Below are 19,054 nucleotides of genomic sequence, written 5' to 3'. Positions count from 1 at the left end.
GAATTTGCCGGAAATCTCTACTTTCGCCGCTGTTCTTTTCTGGGGAAAGGTCATTAACCAAACGCAAGTTTGTGTGTTTCAAATGAGTGCGTTGTTGGTGTATTGGCGCCTAATTAGTGCATTTTGTGTTTTGGTTTAATTACTAACTACATGATAAGTAAATAAATATAAGCATGGCACGTCTGTTGCTCAACAAAGTTGCACCACAAGAAACAGTCTTCCGCTCCTTCACATGTGTGGCAAGCGATCTCCGGATGAATATCTCGGCTGGATTGGATCTGTGCAATGGGGTTTGGAGGTGTGGGCGCGTATTCACATTCTATCCGTCTGACTATTGGTTCTTGGAGGATATGGTGAAATGAGTACTCCGACTTTGGAGCAATTATCTGCAACCGTAACGGCGAGTGGGACGTTGAGTGTAACGGCGTTCTATTTCTGGTCCGTGGCTTTGATGATACTGATCCATGCTGGGTTTCTAGCTTACGAGATGGGCGCGTCCAGGACGAAAAACGCGCTGGCCTCCGCGGTCAAAAACATACTGGCGTTCACCCTGATCGTGCCGACTATGTACTACTTCGGTTGGTGGATTTATCTGGGCCTGCCGGACGGGTTCGTTCCGATGACGGCCGGCTCCGCAGGGTTGCCCTGGAGCCCGCATATGGGCCCCGATCTGGCGGATCCCTACAACGGCATTTTCTGGGCCGTGTTCGTGTTGTTCTCCGCGACGACCGCTTCCATTCTTTCCGGTGCGGCAATCGAGCGCATCAAGATCAGCGCATTCGCCATCCTTTCCATCGTTCTGGGTTCAGGGATATGGATGCTGGCGGCAGCGTGGGGATGGAGCGGTACTGGCTGGATGCTGACCAAACTGGGATTTCATGATGCCGGTGCGGCCGGTGTGGTACATGAAATCGCCGGCTTTTTCACGTTGGGCGTCCTGATCAACCTGGGGCCGCGGATCGGCAAGTACGGGGCCAATGGCAAGATCAACGAAATCAAACCTCACAATGTGCCGCAGACCGTCATTGGACTGATGCTGATCATCGCCGGCTTCATGGGTTTCATGGCCGGATGCGTGGTCTACAACGCCAACGGGACGATGACCGATATCTACGGCAATCCGACCAATCTGGCCGCGTGGCTGTTCAATATCCTGATGGGCTTTGCCGGTGGCGCGTTGGGTAGCTACCTGACCTCGCGGGAGCCGTTTTGGATGATGTCCGGGGGGCTACTGGGAATCATCGCCATCGCTTCCGGCGTCAATCTGTATTACCCGGGGTTGGCGTATCTCATTGCGATGGCGGCTGGGTTCGCCGGTCCGCTGATCGCAAAGTTCATCGAACGTATGGGGATCGACGATCCTGTCGGAGCCGTGACCGTGCATGGGCTGGGCGGACTTTGGAGCGTGGTCGCCGTCGGCATATTCGCGTCGGGTTATCCGAACGTGGCAGGCCCTGCCATCTCTTTCGGGGGGCAGCTCCTCGGTGCGTTGATTCTTGCCGTCCTTGGGTTCGTGCCGGGATACGGACTGTCATATCTGCTCAAAGCGATGAAGGCGCTTCGCGTCGGACCCGAGGTGGAGAAACTTGGTCTGGACCCCAGCGAGGTGCCAATCGCCGCCTATGACTCTCAGGCTTAATGCGGTCGAGGACGATCGCGCAGGTTCGTGATGTTGGATCAATTCGTAGACCGGGCTCGTATGCCCGTTGTAGGGGCATGCGTAGCCTTCTTCCCGATTCTTGACGAAGTTGGAGGTTAATGATGGACAGTAGCCCGATTGCAGCCTGGACGCATGCGTCCGCGTATTTCACGTTCGCCAACCACGAAAGTACGATCGTTGCGATTCTCATCCTGTCGATTGTGCTGACGGTTGCCGTGCTTGCCGACATCATTCGGCATGAAAAGCATGCCGAAGCCAAGGTGCTGACGGGGCATGCGGCGATGGCCGATGAAAACGAAAGCTAGAAGCGTGTCTTGCAGGGCCGTCACCGATTAGGTGGCGGCCCTGCCGGCAGATTCGAACGCACGGCGCGTCACCGCATCCGTTCCTGTATGCAAGGCGTCGTGCGCGTTGACCGAATGCATCCGCCATTCCGTCCTCTATTTCTGACTTAACGACGAGGTGATCCTGCGCATACGCGGAGCGGTTTCTCGTGCCGCCTATAGCGTTGGCAGAAGTGTCGGAGGAGGTTCGCAAGGATAGGTGGGAATTGCTTGACAGGCGCATTGGTGATTCTTAATATGAAAAATAGTTTCATTGGAGGAAATGTTTGTGTCCGCTACATACCGCCTTGTGATGAGTTGTCCGGATCGGATCGGGATCGTATCGGCGGTCGCAGGTTTCCTGGCCGAACAGGGGGGATGGATCGTCGAGGCGAGCCAGCATGCCGATGCCGAGCAGGGCTGGTTCTTCATGCGGTATGAGATTCGAGCCGATTCGCTATCGTTTGACGTGGACGAGTTTCGTCAGCGCTTCGCGCCGATCGGCACGCGATTCGACGCCGATTGGCGCATTACCGATACCGCTGCACCCAAGCGCGTCGTGCTACTGGTCAGCCGCCTAGACCACTGCCTCGCCGACCTGCTGCACCGCTGGCGCAGCCGCGAGATGCAGTTCGACATTCCCTGCGTGATTTCCAATCACGAAGACCTGCGCGACTTCGTCGAATGGCACGGCATTCCCTATCACCACGTGCCGGTGCCCAAGGACGACAAGCAGGCTGCGTTCGACGAGGTGAGTCGGTTGGTGGACGAGTATCGGGCGGACGCCGTGGTGCTGGCCCGCTACATGCAGATTCTGCCGCCCGAGCTGTGCGTCAAGTACGCCGGCCGCGTGATCAACATCCATCACAGTTTCCTGCCGTCCTTCGTCGGCGCCAAGCCCTATCACAAGGCCTTCGAACGCGGCGTGAAGCTGGTCGGGGCGACCTGCCACTACGTCACCGAGGAGCTGGACGCCGGCCCGATCATCGAACAGGACGTGGTGCGCGTGCGCCACGACGACACCGCCGAGGATCTGGTCCGGCTCGGGCGCGACGTGGAGAAATCCGTGCTCGCGCGCGGGCTGCGCTATCACCTCGAGGACCGCGTGCTGGTCCTCGGCAACAAGACGGTGGTGTTCGACTGATGCCGCTGCGACTGCTCAAGAACGCGATCGACCCGCGCCCCGACGCGCGTTTCTTTACCCAGCCGGAACGGCTGAAGAAGCGCTACGACGTCGTCATCATCGGCGGCGGCGGCCACGGCCTGGCCTGCGCCTACTATTTGGCCAAGACGCACGGCATCACCGATGTCGCCGTGCTGGAGCAGGGCTACATCGGCGGCGGCAATACCGGCCGCAACACCACCATCGTGCGCTCCAACTACCTCACGCCCGAGGGCGTGAAGTTCTACGACCAGAGCGTGCGGCTGTTCCAGGACCTGTCCGACGACTTCGATCTCAACATCTTCTACTCGCGGCGCGGCCACTTCACCCTGGCGCACACCGATTCCGCGCTGCGCACCATGCGCTGGCGCGCCGAGGTGAACAAGCATTACGGCGTCGACTCCGAGGTGGTCGGACGCGAGGACATCGCCGCCGCCTGTCCGGAGTTGGATCTGGACTGCGGCGGACATCTGCCCATCCAGGGCGCGCTGTACCACGCCCCGGGCGCGGTGGTGCGCCACGACGCGGTGGCCTGGGGCTACGGCCGCGGCGCCGACCGGCGCGGCGTGGAAATCCATCAGAAGACGCGGGTCACCGGCATTCGCGTCGACGGCGGCCGCGTCACCGGCGTGGAGACCGACCGCGGCGCCGTCGAGGCCGGCGCGGTGGTCTCCATGGTGGCCGGTTCCACGCCGCGCATCACCGGCATGGTGGGGATTACCACGCCCATCGTGATCCATCCGCTGCAAGCCTGCGTGACCGAACCGCTGAAGCCGTGGCTGGACACCATCATCGTCTCCGCCAGCCTGCACGTGTACGTATCGCAGTCCTCGCGCGGCGAGCTGGTCATGGGCGCCTCGCTGGACCCGGCCGAGCTGCACTCGACGCGCTCGACGCTGGATTTCACCGAGGAGCTGACCGACCACATGCTCGACCTGTTCCCGTTCCTGGGGCAGACACGCCTCATGCGCCAGTGGGGCGGCATGGCGGACATGACGCCGGACTTCGCGCCCATCATGGGCACCACGCCGGTCGCCGGCTTCTACCTGGATTCCGGCTGGGGCACTTGGGGCTTCAAGGCCACGCCGGTGTCCGGCATGACCATGGCCGCGACCGTGGCCAGCGGTCGCGATCACGAACTCATCGAACCCTTCAACCTGTCGCGCTTCGAGCGCTTCGCCCTGGTCGGCGAGCGCGGCGCGGCGTCCGTGGGACATTGAACATGAAGCTGATCGACTGTCCGTCCATCGGCCCGCGTCCGGCGGCGGAATTCGTGTACGGCGGGGCCTGGCGTCCCATGCCCGATCCCGACGCCTGCAGCGACGCCGACTGGGCGCATTACGTGTTCCACCGCGACGGCGCCCCCGGCGTCAGGCGCGAGCTGTGGTACCACGGCCCCTCCGGCACCTGGCTGGTGGCCGAGCGCGACACCCTGAGCGACCGCTTCCTGCGCACGACGAGCCTGGCCGACGCCGTGGCGGAGGAGGGCGACTATGCCTAGCCGTCTTCCTCCCCAGCCGCGCGAGCGCATCGACCGCAGCCGCAGCGTGAGCTTCCGCTTCGAGGGCCGCGATTACGCCGGCTACGTTGGCGACACGGTCAGCTCCGCGCTGCTCGCCAACGGCGTCGACGTGCTCGGCCGCAGCTTCAAATACCACCGGCCGCGCGGTGTGTTCTCCGCCGCCAATCATGACGCCAACGCCCTGATGCAGGCCGGCGGCGAACTCAATCTGCGCGCCGACGTCACCGAACTGCAGTCGGGTCTCGATCTCGCTGCCGTTAACACGGTCGGCGGGCTGCGCCGGGATCGCGGGCGGATGGTGGAGTGGCTGGCGCCTATGCTCCCGGTCGGCTTCTACTACAAGACCTTCCACAAGCCGCGCGCCCTGTTCCCGATGTGGGAGCGCCTGATCCGCAACATGGCGGGGTTGGGCCGGCTGGACACTGCCGACGCGACGCAGCGCCAGCCCAAGGAGCATGCCTTCTGCGACGTGCTGGTGGTCGGCGCCGGTCCCAGCGGACTGGCGGCGGCGCTCGCCGCGGCCGAGGCCGGCGCGCGGGTGACCCTGGTCGACGAACAGCCGACGCCGGGCGGCAGCCTGGAAAGCGAGTTCGGCGGCGACGAGCAGGCCGGCGCGATCCGCGCCGGCCTGCTCGAACGCATGCTCGCGCATCCCGGCATCGCGTTCCGGCCCGGCGCCGTGGCGGCCGGCTACTACGCGGACCACTGGGTGCCGCTGGTGACCGCGCAGGGGTTGGTGAAGCTGCGCGCGCGCGCGGTGATCGTGGCCAGCGGCGCGTTCGAGCAGCCTGCGGTGTTCCGCGGCAACGACCTGCCGGGCGTGATGCTCGCCTCGGCGGCGCAGCGCCTCGTCCATCAATACGCGGTCAAACCCTGCGAGCGGACCGTGGTGTTCGCCGCGAATCCATCCGCCTACCGTGCCGCGCTGGACCTTGTGCGCGCCGGCGTGGCCGTCGCCGCAGTCGCCGATCTGGGCGATCCGGCCACGCGCGGCGCACCTGTCGACGCGGTCAAGGCGCTGGGTATCGAGGTGCTGGCGCATACCGCGGTCTACGAGGCGCGTGCGCGGGACGGCAGGCTCGCGGGCGTCGAACTGCGCCGCCTCGATGCGGCCGACGAACCGCTGCCCGAAGGCGCGCGGCGGATCGAGTGCGACGGCCTGCTCATGTCCGTGGGCTGGGCGCCGGCCGCCGCGCTGCTGTACCAGGCCGGGACGCGCATGGTCTATGCCGAGATTCCTGGGCAGCTGGTGCCCGCCGAGCTGCCGGCGGGCGTGTTCGCCGCCGGCCGCGTGAACGGCGTGTTCGAGCTGCAGGACCGCCTCGCCGACGGTCGCGCCGCGGCGGCCGAGGCGCTGGCGCATCTCGGCATTGCCGTACCGCAGGCGTCGCGTCCGGGGCGCGGCAGCGAAGCGCACTCGCACGCCTATCCGATCTTCGACCATCCCAAGGGGCGGAACTTCGTCGATCTCGACGAGGATCTGCAGCTCAAGGATCTCAAGCGTGCCGCCGCCGAGGGCTTCGACAACATCGAGCTGCTCAAGCGTTATTCCACCGTCGGCATGGGCCCGAGCCAGGGCAAGCATTCCAACATGAACGCGGTGCGCGTGCTCGCGCGCCTCAACGGCCGCAGCATCGACGACACCGGCACCACCACCGCGCGTCCCTTCTATCACCCGGTGCCGGTCAAGGCGCTGGCGGGCCGGCGCCTGCGTCCCGAGCGGCGCACGCCCATGCATGCCTGGCACGCCGCGCACGGCGCTGAGTTCATGGCCGCCGGGCACTGGCTGCGGCCCAAGTTCTACGGCCCCGCTCCGCAGGACGCGGCGGTGGCCGCCGAGGTGCGGGCGGTGCGCGAGGGCGTGGGCCTGATCGACGTGTCCACGCTGGGCAAGATCGAGGCGTTCGGGCGCGACGCCGGCGAGCTGCTCGACCGTGCCTATACCCTGCGCCTGTCGAACATCAAACAGGACCGCACCCGCTACGCGCTGATGGTGGACGAGGCGGGCGTGATCGTGGACGACGGCATTGCCGCGCGGCTGGGCGAGGAGCACTTCTACCTCACCACCACGACCACCGCCGCCGAGGGCGTGTACCGCACGTTGCAGCGGCTGGCCGCCGAATGGCGGCTGCAGGTCGATCTCGTTGCACGCACCGGCCAGAACGCGGCCATGAACATCGCTGGTCCGCTGACCGCCGAGGTGCTCGCGCCGCTTACCGACGTCGACCTGTCAGCCGAAGCCTTTCCTTTCCTCGGCGCGCGTCGCGGGCATGTCGCCGGGGTGCCGGCCCTGCTCATGCGCGTCGGCTTCGTCGGCGAACTGGGTTACGAGATCCACGTGCCCGCCGCGCAGGCCTCGCACGTGTGGACGGCGTTGATGGAAGCCGGGCGCGAACACGGCATCCGCCCCTTCGGCGTCGAGGCGCAGCGTCAGCTGCGTCTGGAGAAAGGCCACATCATCGTCGGTCAGGACACCGACGGCACCTCCACCCCCTTCGATGCGGACATGGGCTGGGCGGTGAAGTTCGATAAGCCGTTCTTCCTCGGCAAGCGCAGCCTGCAGGTGCTCGCCGACAAGGCGCGCTACCGCCTGGTGGGTTTCGCGCTGCCGCCGGGTTACGCCGGTCCGCTACCCAAGGAGTGCCATCTGGTCATCGACGGCGGCGAGATCGCCGGCCGCGTCACCAGTATCGGCGCGAGCCCGTCGCTGGGCCGGGTGATCGGCCTGGCCATGATCGAGCGCCGCCTAGGCGAGGTGGCGAGCCTCGACATCCGCGTGGACGGCGGTGCGATGATGCAGGCGCCGGTGGTGCCGACGCCGTTCTACGACCCCGACAACCTGCGTCAGAAGGCGCCCTCGGTCGCCAAGGAGGCCGCCGCATGAACCGGCTCAGTCCTGCCCACGCCTGCCTGGGACAGGCTACACACAGCGTCGACGGCATGCCGGCCGTGTTGCGCGTCGGCGCCACGCCGCCGACTTGGCTGGCCGACCTCAGCCCGCTACGCCGCTGGCTGGTGCGCGGTGGTGAGGCCGCCGCGTGGCTGGCCGCGCGTGACCTGCCGATTCCCGAGCAGTTGTTCCGCGCGCACGACCTCGGTGCGGATGCCTTCCTGGTGCGTACGGGGCGCGCGGAATTCTTCCTGCACGACGGGCCGGGCGGCGCGCTGCGCGCCAAGCTGGGCGAAATCCCCGACGGACTGGTGGCCGGCATGCGCATCGTCGTGCGCGACGACCTCGAAGTGGCGCTGGGCGGCGCGGGCGCGGACCGCCTGATGCGCGAGTTCTGCGCGCTCGATCTGGCGGAGGTGGAAAACCAGTTTCTGTTCACGCGCGTGGCCGGGACGACCGCCTGGCTGCGTGTGGAAGGCGAGGGCGGGCGGCGCTGCTATCGCATCGGTTGCGACCCGAGCTACGGCGAATACCTATTCGAGACCCTGCTGGAAGGGGTCCATGAATGCGCAGGAGATATTACCGGTTATGCGGACTTCTACGATTCAAGAGGCATTGCACATGACGCCAGCTGAAGCGAAATCGTTTCTCGAAACGAACGACATCAAGTTTATCCTGGCCCAGTTCGTGGATATCCACGGCGTGGCCAAGACCAAGGCCGTTCCGGCCAGCCATCTGTCGGACGTCCTGGAAGCCGGCGCCGGCTTCGCCGGCTTCGCGGTGTGGGGCATGCGCATGGCGCCGCACGAGTCGGACTACATGGCGCGCGGCGACCTCGGCACGCTCAGCGTGGTGCCGTGGCAGCCGGGCTACGCGCGCATCGTCTGCGACGGCTACGTCGACGGCGAGCCGTATGCCATGGACACGCGCAACATCCTGGCCGGGCAGATCGCGCGCCTCAAGGAGCGCGGCTGGACGCTGATGACCGGCCTGGAGCCGGAATTCAGCCTGCTCAAGCGCGGCGCCGACGGCAGCATAACGCCGGCGGACGATTCCGATGCGCTGGAAAAGCCCTGCTACGACTACAAGGGCTTGTCGCGCTCGCGGGAGTTCCTGGAGCGCTTGGTCGAGGCGCTGCAGGCGGTAGATTTCGATGTCTACCAGATCGACCACGAGGACGCCAATGGCCAGTTCGAGATTAACTACACCTATTCCGATGCAATGACCTCGGCGGACCGCTACGTGTTCTTCCGCATGGCGGCCGGCGAGATAGCGAACCAGCTCGGGCTGATCTGCTCATTCATGCCCAAACCGTTCTCCAACCGCAGCGGCAACGGCATGCACATGCACGCGTCCATCGCCGACGAGAGCGGCAGCAACATCTTCCACGACGCCGCCGACGCCCGTGGACTGGGGCTGTCCAAGCTCGCCTACCAGTTCCTCGCAGGCCTGCTGGCGCACGCCCCGGCGCTCACCGCGCTGCTGGCGCCCTCGGTGAATTCCTACAAGCGTCTGGTCGTGGGGCGTTCGCTGTCGGGCGCAACCTGGGCGCCGGCGTTCATTTCCTACGGCGACAACAACCGCACCTCCATGGTACGCATTCCCTACGGACGCCTGGAGATGCGCCTGGGCGACGGCGCCGCCAACCCGTATCTGGCCGCCGCCGGGGTCATCGCCGCCGGCATGGACGGCGTCGAGCGCCAGCTCGATCCGGGCGAACCGCACAACTACAACTTCTACGAGAAATCGCTGGCCGAACTCGACGCCAACGGCATCAAGACGCTGCCGCAAAGCCTGCACGAGGCGATCGAAGCGCTCGCCGCCGATCCGCTGTTCGCCGAGCAGCTGGGCGCCGATTTCATCGACGAGTTCGTCAAGGTCAAGCGCATGGAGTGGGTGGAGTACTCGCGCCATGTCTCGGATTGGGAATTGCAACGCTACGTGGAGTTCTACTGATGTGCGGCATCGTCGGACTGTTGCTGAAAAGTAGCGCGCTCAACGATCGCCTGGGGCGGCTCGTCACGCCGATGCTGGCGAGCATGACCGAGCGCGGCCCCGACTCGGCCGGGCTGGCCGTGTTCGCCGGCGAGGATCAGGGCGAGAAGTTCTCCCTATTCACCGAGGACGCCGACTTCGACTGGGATGATCTGCTGCGAGCGCTGGACGAAGAATCGCTGGTGGGCGCCCCGCGCATCCAGACGCAGGGGCGCTATGCGCGTCTCACCCTGGAGGTCGAGCCCGACACCCTGAAGCACTGGCTGGGCGAGCATTTCCCGCAGCTGCACGTGCTCTCGGCCGGCCACTTCATCGACATCTACAAGGACATCGGCCGGCCGACGGACATCGCCGAGCGCTACGGCTTCTCTACGCTGACCGGCTCGCACGCCATCGGTCACACGCGCATGGCCACCGAGTCAGCCATCACGCCGGCGCACGCGCATCCGTTCACCGCCGGTGAAGACTTCTGCCTGGTGCACAACGGTTCGCTGTCCAATCCCTACAGCATCCGCCGCCGCCTGGAGCGCCGCGGCATCCGTTTCGAGACCGACAACGACACCGAGGCCGCCTGCCGCTTCATCGAATGGCGCCTGGGCGAGGGCGAGACGCTGGAAGGCGCGCTGGACGAGGGCTTCTCCGTGCTCGACGGCTTCTACACCCTGCTCATCGGCACGCACGACAAGCTCGCCCTGGTGCGCGACCCCTTTGCCTGCAAGCCGGCGGTGGTGGCCGAGACCGACGACTACGTCGCCATCGGTTCCGAATACCGCGCGCTGGCGCATCTGCCGGACGTCAAGCACGCCACGCTCTTCGAGCCCAAGCCGGAGGTGATCTACTCATGGAGTCGTTGACCAGTACGGGCGTCGCCGCTCAACGGTTCGACCTGGCCGCGACCACGGTGCGCGAGCTGAACCAGTTCCTGCACCACGAGGTCGACGGCTCGGAGTGCATCGAAATCCTCAACCCGGCCGGCCAGCACAGCATTGCCGTGGGCCTGGACGCACCGGTCGTGGTCGACATCTACGGCCATGCCGGCTACTTCATCGCCGGCATGAACAAGCAGGCCGAGGTCACCGTGCACGGCAACGTCGGCTGGAGCGTGGCGGAGAACATCATGTCCGGCGCGGTGCGGATCAAAGGCAACGCCTCGGAATGCGCCGGCGCCTCCGGTCACGGCGGCCTGCTCGTCATCGAGGGCGACGCCTCCTCGCGCTGCGGCATCTCCATGAAGGGTTGCGACATCGTCGTCGGCGGCAGCGTCGGCCACATGTCCGCGTTCATGGCCCAGGCCGGGCATCTGGTGGTCTGCGGCGACGCCGACCCGGGGCTGGGCGACTCCCTGTACGAGGCGGTGATCTACGTGCGCGGCGAAATCCGTGGCCTCGGCGCCGACGCGCGCATCGAGCCCATGCAGGAAGCCGACTACGCGAAGGTGGCCGAGCTGCTAATCAAGGCCGGCTTCGACCACGACCCGAAGACGTTCAAGCGCGTGGCCTCGGCCCGCAGCCTCTATCACTGGAACGCCGACCATTTCCAGGAGTACTGAGCCATGAGCAAATCCGTATACCGGGAGCAGAACCACTCCTACGACGACTCGGTCCTGCACTACATCGGCCAGGCGGCCGAGCACGGTCTGTACGAGATCCGCGGCCTCGGCGCCAAGCGCCGGCTGCCGAACTTCGACGATCTGTCCTTCCTCACCGCCTCGGCTTCGCGCTATCCGCTGGAGGGCTACCGCGAAAAGTGCGAGACCAGGACGGTGCTCGGCACGCGCAACGCCAAGAAGCCGCTGGAGCTGGACATCCCCATCACCATCGCCGGTATGAGTTTCGGTTCGCTCACCGCCACCGCCAAGGACGCCCTGGGGCGTGCGGCGAGCGAACTCGGCACCAGCACCACTACCGGCGACGGTGGCATGACGCAGGAAGAGCGCCGCTCTTCCAAGACGCTGGTCTACCAGTGCCTGCCGTCGCGCTACGGCTTCAATCCGGACGATCTGCGCAAGGCCGACGCCATTGAGCTGGTGCTGGGGCAGGGCGCCAAGCCGGGCGGCGGCGGCATGCTGCTGGGACAGAAGATCAGCCCGCGCGTGGCCAAGATGCGTACCCTGCCCGAAGGCATCGACCAGCGTTCCGCCTCGCGGCATCCGGACTGGACTGGCTCGGACGATCTGACCATCAAGCTGGTCGAACTGCGCGAGATCACCGACTGGCAAGTGCCGATCTACGTCAAGGTCGGTGCGACCCGCGTCAAGCACGACGTCAAGCTGGCGGTGGCCGCCGGCGCGGACGTGATCGTGGTCGACGGCATGCAGGGCGGTACCGCCGCCACGCAGCAGGTGTTCATCGAGCACACCGGCATCCCGACCCTGGCCGCGCTGCGCCAGGCCGTCGAGGCGCTGGAGGAAATCGACATGATGGGCCGCGTGCAGCTGATCATTTCCGGTGGCATCCGCAGCGGCGCCGACGTCGCCAAGGCCCTGGCCATGGGCGCCGACGCAGTGTCTATCGGCCAGGCCATGCTCATGGCGCTGGGCTGCAACAGCGACTACTACGTGCAGGACGGGCGGCGCTGCGACGCCGGCGCGGACTACGCCGCTCTCGGCACGGCGCCCGGCGTCTGCCACCACTGCCACACTGGCAAGTGCCCGGTCGGCGTGGCCACGCAGACGCCCGATCTGGAGCAGCGCCTGGACCCCGAGTGGGGCGCGCGGCGGGTGAGGAACTACCTGCAGACCCTGACCATGGAACTCACCACGCTGGCGCGCGCCTGCGGCAAGTCCAACGTGCACAACCTCGAGCGCGAGGATCTCGTCGCGCTGACGCTGGAAGCCGCGGCCATGGCCAAGGTGCCGCTCGCCGGCACGGAGTGGATTCCCGGTGTCTCCGGCATCTGAGGCGGCGCCGTCCGTCGTCGGCACGGCCGCGCGGCAGGCCGGACTGCTCGACGGCAAGGCGCTGGCCGAGACGCTGCGCACGCGCCTGCGCGAGCAGGTGGCGCGGCGCCTCGCCCAGGGCTTACGTGCGCCCGGCCTGGCGGTGGTGCTGGTCGGCACCGATCCCGCCTCGCAGGTCTACGTGCGCCACAAGCGCAGGGCCTGTGAAGCGGCCGGTTTCCTCTCTCGCGCCTACGATCTGCCGGCGGAGGTTGTCGAGGCCGATCTGCTCGCGCTGGTCGCCGGCCTGAACGCCGATCCGGACATCGACGGCATCCTGGTGCAGCTGCCGCTGCCCGCGCACATCGACACCGAGACGATCGTCGAGGCCATCGCCCCGCACAAGGACGTCGACGGCTTCCATCCCTATAACGTCGGGCGCCTGGCGGTGCGCCTGCCGCTGCTGCAGCCGTGCACGCCCAAGGGCGTGATGACCCTGCTGCGCAGCCACGGCATCGCGCTCGAAGGACGCGAGGCGGTGGTGATCGGCGCCTCCAACATCGTGGGCCGCCCGATGGCCCTGGAGCTGCTGCTGGCCGGGGCGACGGTCACCGTATGCCACAAGGCGACGCGCGATCTCGCCGCGCATGTGCGCCGCGCCGAGGTCCTGGTGGCCGCCGCCGGCCATCCCGGCCTGGTGCCGGGTGGCTGGATACGCGAGGGTGCGGTGGTCGTCGACGTCGGCATCAACCGCCTGGACGACGGCCGGCTGGTGGGCGACGTCGATTTCGAAGGCGCCAGCCGCCGCGCGGCGTGGATCACGCCCGTGCCTGGCGGGGTTGGGCCGATGACCGTGGCCACCTTGCTGGAGAACACCTGGGCGGCCTGCTGTACCGCTTCCTGAGGTTGGTCGCGTGCGCCGCTGCATGCACCGCGACATGGCGCACCGAATGGCCTATGCACACCGCTGAAGCGAGGAGTACCTTGGCCATAATAAAAAGTTTAATGAAAACAATTGTCTGATTTTTGGCAAGCTTCATGCTTTCCTATAATGAAACTTTATTTCATTGTTTCGCGCCATGCGACACCAGCGAAGGGGCCTGCAGCATGACCATGTCCGTCAAACCCGCAGCCGTCGAGGCCGACCTGCCGTCCATGAACGTCGCCGGCGTCAATGCCTGGCTGGGCGATGCGTTTTCCTCCGAGGATGTCGACAAGACCATCACCTGTGGCTTCTTCCGGCTCGAGAGCAGCGATGCGCCGCTGGACTACGACTACACGTACGAGGAGATGAAGTACATCGTCGACGGTGAGTTCGTGATCACCGACGAGACCGGTGTCCGGCATCACGCCAAGAAGGGCGACGTCTTCTACTTCCGCAAGGGCAGCAGGATCCGCTTCGAGACCCCCACCTTCGGCATCGGTTTCTTCTGCGGCCAGCGCCGCGAAGGCGAGGGCTGAAGCATGTCGGCAGTGCCCGCTAGCGTGCCGGGCATGACGTCGACCGACACGCAGGACATCTCGCAGCTGGCCGGCGTGAAGAGCCGCCCCGTGCATGCGCCGCTGCGCGCCGATCCAGTCGCGCGCAATCATCTGTTGGTGGCCGAAGCGCCGGGGCTGGAGGCCGTGACGCGAGTGCTCGACGCCCTGGACGGCCGCGGCGTGCCGACGGAAGTGCTCTGGCTCGGCGTGGCGCCGCAAGCACTCGCGGGCCGCGCCGCGCTGAGCGCCTTCGACGACATGGCGGCGTTGGCGGAAGCCTTGCGGGAGCGGCTGGCGACTTCCGGCATGGGCACGCGGCTGTATCTGGCCGGTCGCGAAGCCTTTGTGTGGGAGGCGGGACTGCCGGCGCGCGCCGCCGGCCTGCGCGAGGACGAGATCCAGCGCGAGGCCTGCGGCTCGCGGGCGCGGCGCGTGTTCTGCGTGCACTGCCGTCATCTGCTCGAAGCGGTGACCGTCAATCCCGTCGTCTGCCCGAACTGCGGCGTGGTGCTGGAGGTGCGCGATCATTTCTCGCGCGCGCTCGCGGCCTATCTCGGCGTGTGCGCGAATGCCGAGTCGCCCTGCGAGCTTCCCGAGACGCAGGAGACGTTCGCATGAAATTCCCGCAGACCCTGTCCGTGCGCGTGGCGCGCGTCGAGGCGGTCACGCCCGTGATCAAGCGCTTCACGCTGGTGCCGGCCGCGAGCGAGGTGCTGCCGGGTTTCTCCGCCGGTAGCCACGTGCTGGTGCACATGCCGGACGGCGCGCGCACCTACCGCAACGCCTACTCGCTGCTGAGCGCGCCGGGCGAGCGCGGCGCCTACCAGATCGCGGTGCGCCGCCAGGAGCGCTCGCGCGGCGGCTCGGTCTACATGCACGAGCGCGTGAGCGCCGGCGACGTGCTGCAGATCAATCCGCCGGCCAACCTGTTCTCGCTCGACCGCCTCGCCGCCAGGCACGTGCTTGTCGCCGGCGGCATCGGCATCACGCCGTTCATGAGTTATCTCAAGGAGCTGGCCGGCCAGTCCGTGCCTTACGAGCTGCACTACGCCTACCGCGCGCGGACGCACGCGGCGTTTCGCGACGAACTTGCCGCGCAGCTCGGCGAGCGGCTGCACGAATACGACGCCGCGGCCGGCGAGCGCCTGAATCCCCGTGCGCTGCTCGCCGCCCAACCGCTCGGCACGCACGTTTACGTCTGCGGTCCCGAGAGCCTGATCGAGGCCGTTGCGGACGGTGCGCGCGGGCTCGGCTGGCCGGAGAGCCACGTGCATTACGAGCAGTTCGCCGCACCGCAGCCCGGCCGACCGTTCAGGGTGAGCTGCGCCCGCTCCGAGCGCGAGGTCGAGGTGTCGGGCGAGATGAGCCTGCTCGACGCGCTGGAAGCGGCGGGGGTCGAAGTGCCCAGCATGTGCCGCGGCGGGGTGTGCGGGCAGTGCGAGACCGATCTGCTGGAAGGCGAGGCGGAGCGCCGCGACAGCTATCTGCCGGCCGCACTGCGAAGCCGCAAGATCATGCCCTGCGTGTCGCGGGCGAACTGCGAACGTCTGGTCCTCGACCTCTGATTCGGGAATGCCGCCATGCGCCCCCAGCTCAAGCCCATCGAAACCTTCCGTGACGACTTCACCTATGCCAATAGCCCGGAAGCCGTGGCGCGCTTCCCGTTTCCTTTTCCCGAAGACGAATACCGCTATTCGGTGAACATCGAGATGGCCACGCCGGGCGCACCGGGTTCGGTGTTCGAACACTGGTTCGACGTCGACGAACACTACCTGGGCGAGGTCGAGGAGCGGCGCATCGTGCTGGAGGAGGATCCCGGCCGCTGCCGTGTGCTGCCGCACATGATCGCCGCCGAGTGGGACACCTTGGAAATGCTCATGACGCACTTCGCGCAGGACTACCCGCACCTGTTCGCGCTGCAGCGCGACGGCGAGCGCTGGACCTGGGAGAACAAGGCGCTGGGAATCCGCGATACCTTCACCTTCGGTGATGCATCGACGCTGTCCTACGGCCCGTTCGAGTACATCACGCGTCAGACGCAGGGCGACTTCAACGTCCTCGACCAGCGCGAGGGTGACCTGTTCATGGACGGCGGCATGATCACCTGTCCCGCCGACTGGTCGCTCAGCTTCGATCTGGGCATGAGCTTCAAGCAGTGGCACGGGCCGGTGCCGATGGCGCACGAGCTGGGCGTCTTCGACCGCGCCCTCAAGTACCTGCTGAACCTGCAGGTCGACCGTCCGGTGCGGCGCCTGAACTGGACCATCACCATGCACCCGCGCATGGACACCTCGCCCGAGACTTACCATCGCTGGGGCGCCGACCGGACCAAGCTCACCGAGGACAATGCCGGCGAGCTGGTGCACCTGCGCGTGGAACTGCAGCTGCTGGCGCGCCTGCCGCGCTCGCACGGCATGCTGTTCGGCATCCGCACCTATCTGATCAGTCTGCAGGATCTGACGACCAACCCGGCGTGGGCGCGGCGCCTGCACGGCGTGCTGAGCACGCTGCCGCCGCCCATCGTCGAATACAAAGGGCTGAGCCGTACGCGCGGGCCGATTCTTGCCTGGTTGGAGGCGACGGGGCTGACGGCCGCGGTCTGAAGGGCATGGCGCCGGCGCTCCTGACGGCGCTGTCGCCGGGTAGCTGGCCTAGTGGTCGCCGTTGCTGCCGTAATTCATCACGCTCAGGATCTTGATCGGTACCTTGAGCAGTTTCTCCGGGCCGTGCGGAATGTTGCCCTGGAAGGTCAGGGAATCGCCCGGCTTCAGCAGATAGGTGCTGCGTCCGTGGCGGTATTCCATCTCGCCTTCGAGTACGTAGACGAACTCGACGCCGGGATGCAGGAAGGTAGGGAACACCTCCGCGGCGTCGTCCATGAGGATCAGGAACGGCTCGATCTGCTTCTGCGGTCCCTGATCGTAAGCCAGCAGGTGATACGTGTGCCCGCGCTTGGTGCCTCGGCGCACGACCTCCAACCCCTCGCCGGCTTTAACATGCTGCGCACTGCCTTCTGGCACGTCGAAATTGCGGAACAGCTGCGACAGCGTTATCCCCAGCGCCGAGACGATCTGATGCAGCGTGTCCAGGCTGGTGGACACCTGTCCGTTCTCGATTTTCGACAACATGCCGCGGCTTACGCCCGCCAGCGTTGCCACATCGGCCAGGGTCAGTCCCTGTGCCTGGCGTTGGCCGCGAAGGATGGGGCCGATGTAGCGATCGAGATTGCGACTATGGTCGTTGCCATGATCGCTTGAGGCGGCGGTTGGTTTGTTCACACGGAACGGTTTCCTTTGTCGAAGATAGCGATCATATCAAACGCTGCGGTGCTACCCGAAGATGCCGAAGGAGTGGTGTTCAGCCCTTGGTTCGTCGCCTAGTCGACGTGAACTTGGAAAGTTGAGGGGGAAGGTGATAGATGAGAATTAACTATTTGCAACACGTGCCTGCAGAGGGGCTGGGGGCGATCGCGATTTGGGCGAATCGGCGCAGTGTCGAGTGCGGCTCCACTCGGTTTTTTTCGAATGACACGCTACCGGAGTTGGATGATTTCGATTAGCTGATCGTTATGGGCGGGCCGATGAATATCTACGAGGAGGGCGCGTACCCGTGGCTTGTCGAGGAAAAGCGGTTCATTCGGCAAGCGATCGAGGCAGGTAAGGTCGTGTTGGGTTTCTGTCTGGGCGGGCAGCTGATCGCCGATGCGCTCGGTGCGAGGGTGGCCCGAAATCCGGAAACCGAAATCGGCTGGTTCGAGTTGCAGCCGGTGGCCTCGGGCGTTACTCCGCCTCTGGACCGCATGCTTGGCCGGCCGCTCATGGGGTTTCATTGGCATGGGGATCGTTTCGATCTTCCCGAAGGCGCACGGTTCTGCGCCCGGAGCGAGGCGTGCGCGCACCAGGGGTTTTCATACGAAGGGCGCGTTTACGCTTTCCAGTTCCATGCGGAGGCTACGCCGGAAGTCGCGGCAGGTTTTATCGCCGCCGAAGGCGAGCTTCCGGATGGCGCTTTCGTGCAACGGCCGGAAAGCATGCTGACGCAATTGCACTGGTTCAAAGAACTCAATCGGAGGTTGTTCGATTATCTCGATGGGCTTCTTGCAAACGTAGTGCCATCCTCGCGGTGAATGTGCCGTTGGAGACACTGCGCGATATCCGACATTTCGCCTCCGAGGCCGGGATTGGAACCGGTCGTCCAGGTGGAACTCGCAGCGGGCCTGGACAGAGCGTTGTCGTGCATTTGCGCATCGTGGGTGTTCTTGGCGGCGTGGGTAGCGCCTTGTCGGTGATGATGCCGTCGCGCGGTAATGCGAGACCTCGAATTTTGACCCAACAACCAACGCCTGATGGAACCCTTGGCTATATCCCGCTCGCAGAAGCTGAGGCAAACGACTATCGGCAACTCGGGCAGCCAATCCCCATTGCCGCTTAACTTAAACTCAACAGCCTCCGCGAAAACCGGGGTGGTTCAACGAGCATCCGTAACCTTTCGTTTGGCACAAGAATGCCGACACCCTCCTGGCTTCTGTCGCTCGGGCTGCCGCCAACATTAGTTGATGCTACTTCTGAGGCAGCACACTAGAGGTTTTGTACAGTACAATCGAGCTGAAAAATCGGAGAACCACCCAATCACTTTTGGATCTCGTTGCGACACAAGCATACCTGAAAACGGATTTCACTAGGAAACAATCATGAGTAAAGAAGCTTCGAAAACCAACAAGATTCGTGGGAAGGAGTTTGCTGTAAAATATTTGCAGGGATCGGTCCTTGATATTGGTGCCGGCGGTGATTTGGTTTGCGACTGGGCGCGCAGTTTTGATATTGAGGATGGTGATGCCAACAATATAACTGATTATATCAGCGCTGAATCGTACGACGTGGTTCACAGTAGTCACTGTTTGGAGCACATGTTCAATCCAACAGAAGCAATTCTTGGCTGGTGGTCGGTGGTCAAACCAGGCGGATACATGATAATAGTCGTACCTGAAGAAAATCTTTATGAGCAAGGTGCGTGGCCCCCTATATTTAACCAAGACCACAAATCTACATTTAGGCTTGGGGGTAAGACCTCATGGTCTCCCGTATCCTTCGATATCAAAAGAATGTGTGAGAGTCTTCCTGGAGCCACTGTTGTTTCGGCTGA

At 65.1% G+C, this 19,054-nt stretch carries 19 protein-coding genes; 18 read left to right on the top strand and 1 reads right to left on the bottom strand.

Features of this window, described 5'->3' with window-relative positions; genetic code table 11:
- The first annotated feature begins 334 nt into the window (after nt 1-334).
- From P8014_RS17080 to P8014_RS17005, 16 genes are all read left to right on the top strand, one after another.
- Entirely contained in the window at nt 335-1,639 is a 1,305-nt protein-coding gene (locus P8014_RS17080; RefSeq protein ID WP_337818530.1) for a hypothetical protein, read from the top strand.
- A 122-nt stretch (nt 1,640-1,761) separates the two neighbouring features.
- Nucleotides 1,762-1,965 (top strand): hypothetical protein, encoded by a 204-nt coding sequence (locus P8014_RS17075; RefSeq protein WP_337818529.1) that lies wholly within the window; start codon nt 1,762-1,764, stop codon nt 1,963-1,965.
- 301 nt (nt 1,966-2,266) lie between these two features.
- Nucleotides 2,267-3,127: a formyltetrahydrofolate deformylase gene (gene purU / locus P8014_RS17070; RefSeq protein ID WP_337818532.1), complete on the top strand. Its 861-nt coding sequence runs from the start codon at nt 2,267-2,269 to the stop codon at nt 3,125-3,127.
- On the top strand, nt 3,127-4,365 hold the full coding sequence (locus P8014_RS17065; protein WP_337818528.1) for an FAD-dependent oxidoreductase: 1,239 nt from the start codon (nt 3,127-3,129) through the stop codon (nt 4,363-4,365). Before purU ends, P8014_RS17065 begins: the two co-directional genes overlap by 1 nt.
- A 2-nt stretch (nt 4,366-4,367) precedes the next feature.
- Nucleotides 4,368-4,646, top strand: a complete 279-nt coding sequence (locus tag P8014_RS17060; protein ID WP_337818531.1) for a sarcosine oxidase subunit delta — start codon at nt 4,368-4,370, stop codon at nt 4,644-4,646.
- Nucleotides 4,639-7,551 carry a 2Fe-2S iron-sulfur cluster-binding protein gene (locus P8014_RS17055; protein ID WP_337818527.1) on the top strand — a complete coding sequence of 971 codons (2,913 nt, stop codon included), beginning with the start codon at nt 4,639-4,641 and terminating at the stop codon, nt 7,549-7,551. Before P8014_RS17060 ends, P8014_RS17055 begins: the two co-directional genes overlap by 8 nt.
- Nucleotides 7,548-8,192: a hypothetical protein gene (locus P8014_RS17050; RefSeq protein WP_337818526.1), complete on the top strand. Its 645-nt coding sequence runs from the start codon at nt 7,548-7,550 to the stop codon at nt 8,190-8,192. Before P8014_RS17055 ends, P8014_RS17050 begins: the two co-directional genes overlap by 4 nt.
- Entirely contained in the window at nt 8,179-9,513 is a 1,335-nt protein-coding gene (gene glnT / locus P8014_RS17045) for a type III glutamate--ammonia ligase (RefSeq protein ID WP_337818525.1), read from the top strand. Before P8014_RS17050 ends, glnT begins: the two co-directional genes overlap by 14 nt.
- The gene (locus P8014_RS17040; protein WP_337818524.1) at nt 9,513-10,406 is read left to right on the top strand and encodes an amidophosphoribosyltransferase; all 894 of its coding nucleotides are present in this window, start codon (nt 9,513-9,515) and stop codon (nt 10,404-10,406) included. Before glnT ends, P8014_RS17040 begins: the two co-directional genes overlap by 1 nt.
- Complete coding sequence (locus tag P8014_RS17035) at nt 10,394-11,101, top strand: protein glxC (RefSeq protein ID WP_337818523.1); 708 nt, start codon at nt 10,394-10,396, stop codon at nt 11,099-11,101. The genes P8014_RS17040 and P8014_RS17035 overlap by 13 nt, the downstream gene beginning before the upstream one ends.
- Nucleotides 11,102-11,104: 3 nt before the next feature.
- Nucleotides 11,105-12,451 (top strand): FMN-binding glutamate synthase family protein, encoded by a 1,347-nt coding sequence (locus tag P8014_RS17030; protein ID WP_337818522.1) that lies wholly within the window; start codon nt 11,105-11,107, stop codon nt 12,449-12,451.
- Nucleotides 12,435-13,334 (top strand): bifunctional methylenetetrahydrofolate dehydrogenase/methenyltetrahydrofolate cyclohydrolase FolD, encoded by a 900-nt coding sequence (folD, locus tag P8014_RS17025; protein ID WP_337818521.1) that lies wholly within the window; start codon nt 12,435-12,437, stop codon nt 13,332-13,334. The genes P8014_RS17030 and folD overlap by 17 nt, the downstream gene beginning before the upstream one ends.
- Before the next feature lie 203 nt (nt 13,335-13,537).
- Nucleotides 13,538-13,891: a cupin domain-containing protein gene (locus P8014_RS17020; protein WP_337818520.1), complete on the top strand. Its 354-nt coding sequence runs from the start codon at nt 13,538-13,540 to the stop codon at nt 13,889-13,891.
- A 3-nt stretch (nt 13,892-13,894) separates the two neighbouring features.
- Nucleotides 13,895-14,530 carry a dimethylamine monooxygenase subunit DmmA family protein gene (locus tag P8014_RS17015; RefSeq protein ID WP_337818519.1) on the top strand — a complete coding sequence of 212 codons (636 nt, stop codon included), beginning with the start codon at nt 13,895-13,897 and terminating at the stop codon, nt 14,528-14,530.
- A complete protein-coding gene (locus tag P8014_RS17010; RefSeq protein WP_337818518.1) occupies nt 14,527-15,477 on the top strand; it encodes a PDR/VanB family oxidoreductase in 951 nt (316 codons plus the stop codon). Before P8014_RS17015 ends, P8014_RS17010 begins: the two co-directional genes overlap by 4 nt.
- A 15-nt stretch (nt 15,478-15,492) precedes the next feature.
- Nucleotides 15,493-16,515 carry a DUF3445 domain-containing protein gene (locus tag P8014_RS17005; RefSeq protein WP_337818517.1) on the top strand — a complete coding sequence of 341 codons (1,023 nt, stop codon included), beginning with the start codon at nt 15,493-15,495 and terminating at the stop codon, nt 16,513-16,515.
- Between the two features lie 48 nt (nt 16,516-16,563).
- Here the strand turns inward: P8014_RS17005 and P8014_RS17000 are convergent, their stop codons facing one another.
- Nucleotides 16,564-17,190 carry an XRE family transcriptional regulator gene (locus P8014_RS17000; RefSeq protein WP_337818516.1) on the bottom strand — a complete coding sequence of 209 codons (627 nt, stop codon included), beginning with the start codon at nt 17,188-17,190 and terminating at the stop codon, nt 16,564-16,566.
- 290 nt (nt 17,191-17,480) lie between these two features.
- On the opposite strand from P8014_RS17000, the gene P8014_RS16995 reads away from it, so the two are divergent.
- Together P8014_RS16995 and P8014_RS16990 are read left to right on the top strand one after the other, a co-directional pair.
- The gene (locus tag P8014_RS16995; RefSeq protein ID WP_337818515.1) at nt 17,481-18,038 is read left to right on the top strand and encodes a type 1 glutamine amidotransferase; all 558 of its coding nucleotides are present in this window, start codon (nt 17,481-17,483) and stop codon (nt 18,036-18,038) included.
- Between the two features lie 564 nt (nt 18,039-18,602).
- A partial coding sequence (locus P8014_RS16990) for a methyltransferase domain-containing protein (protein WP_337818514.1) occupies nt 18,603-19,054 on the top strand: 452 nt, incomplete at its 3' end.

Origin of the sequence: Acidihalobacter sp., assembly GCF_037381185.1 — a bacterium.
Taxonomy (GTDB): Bacteria; Pseudomonadota; Gammaproteobacteria; order DSM-5130; family Acidihalobacteraceae; genus Acidihalobacter_A.
The sequence above is the reverse complement of the archived record's forward strand: the minus strand, read 5'-3'. Positions and strand labels throughout refer to the sequence as shown.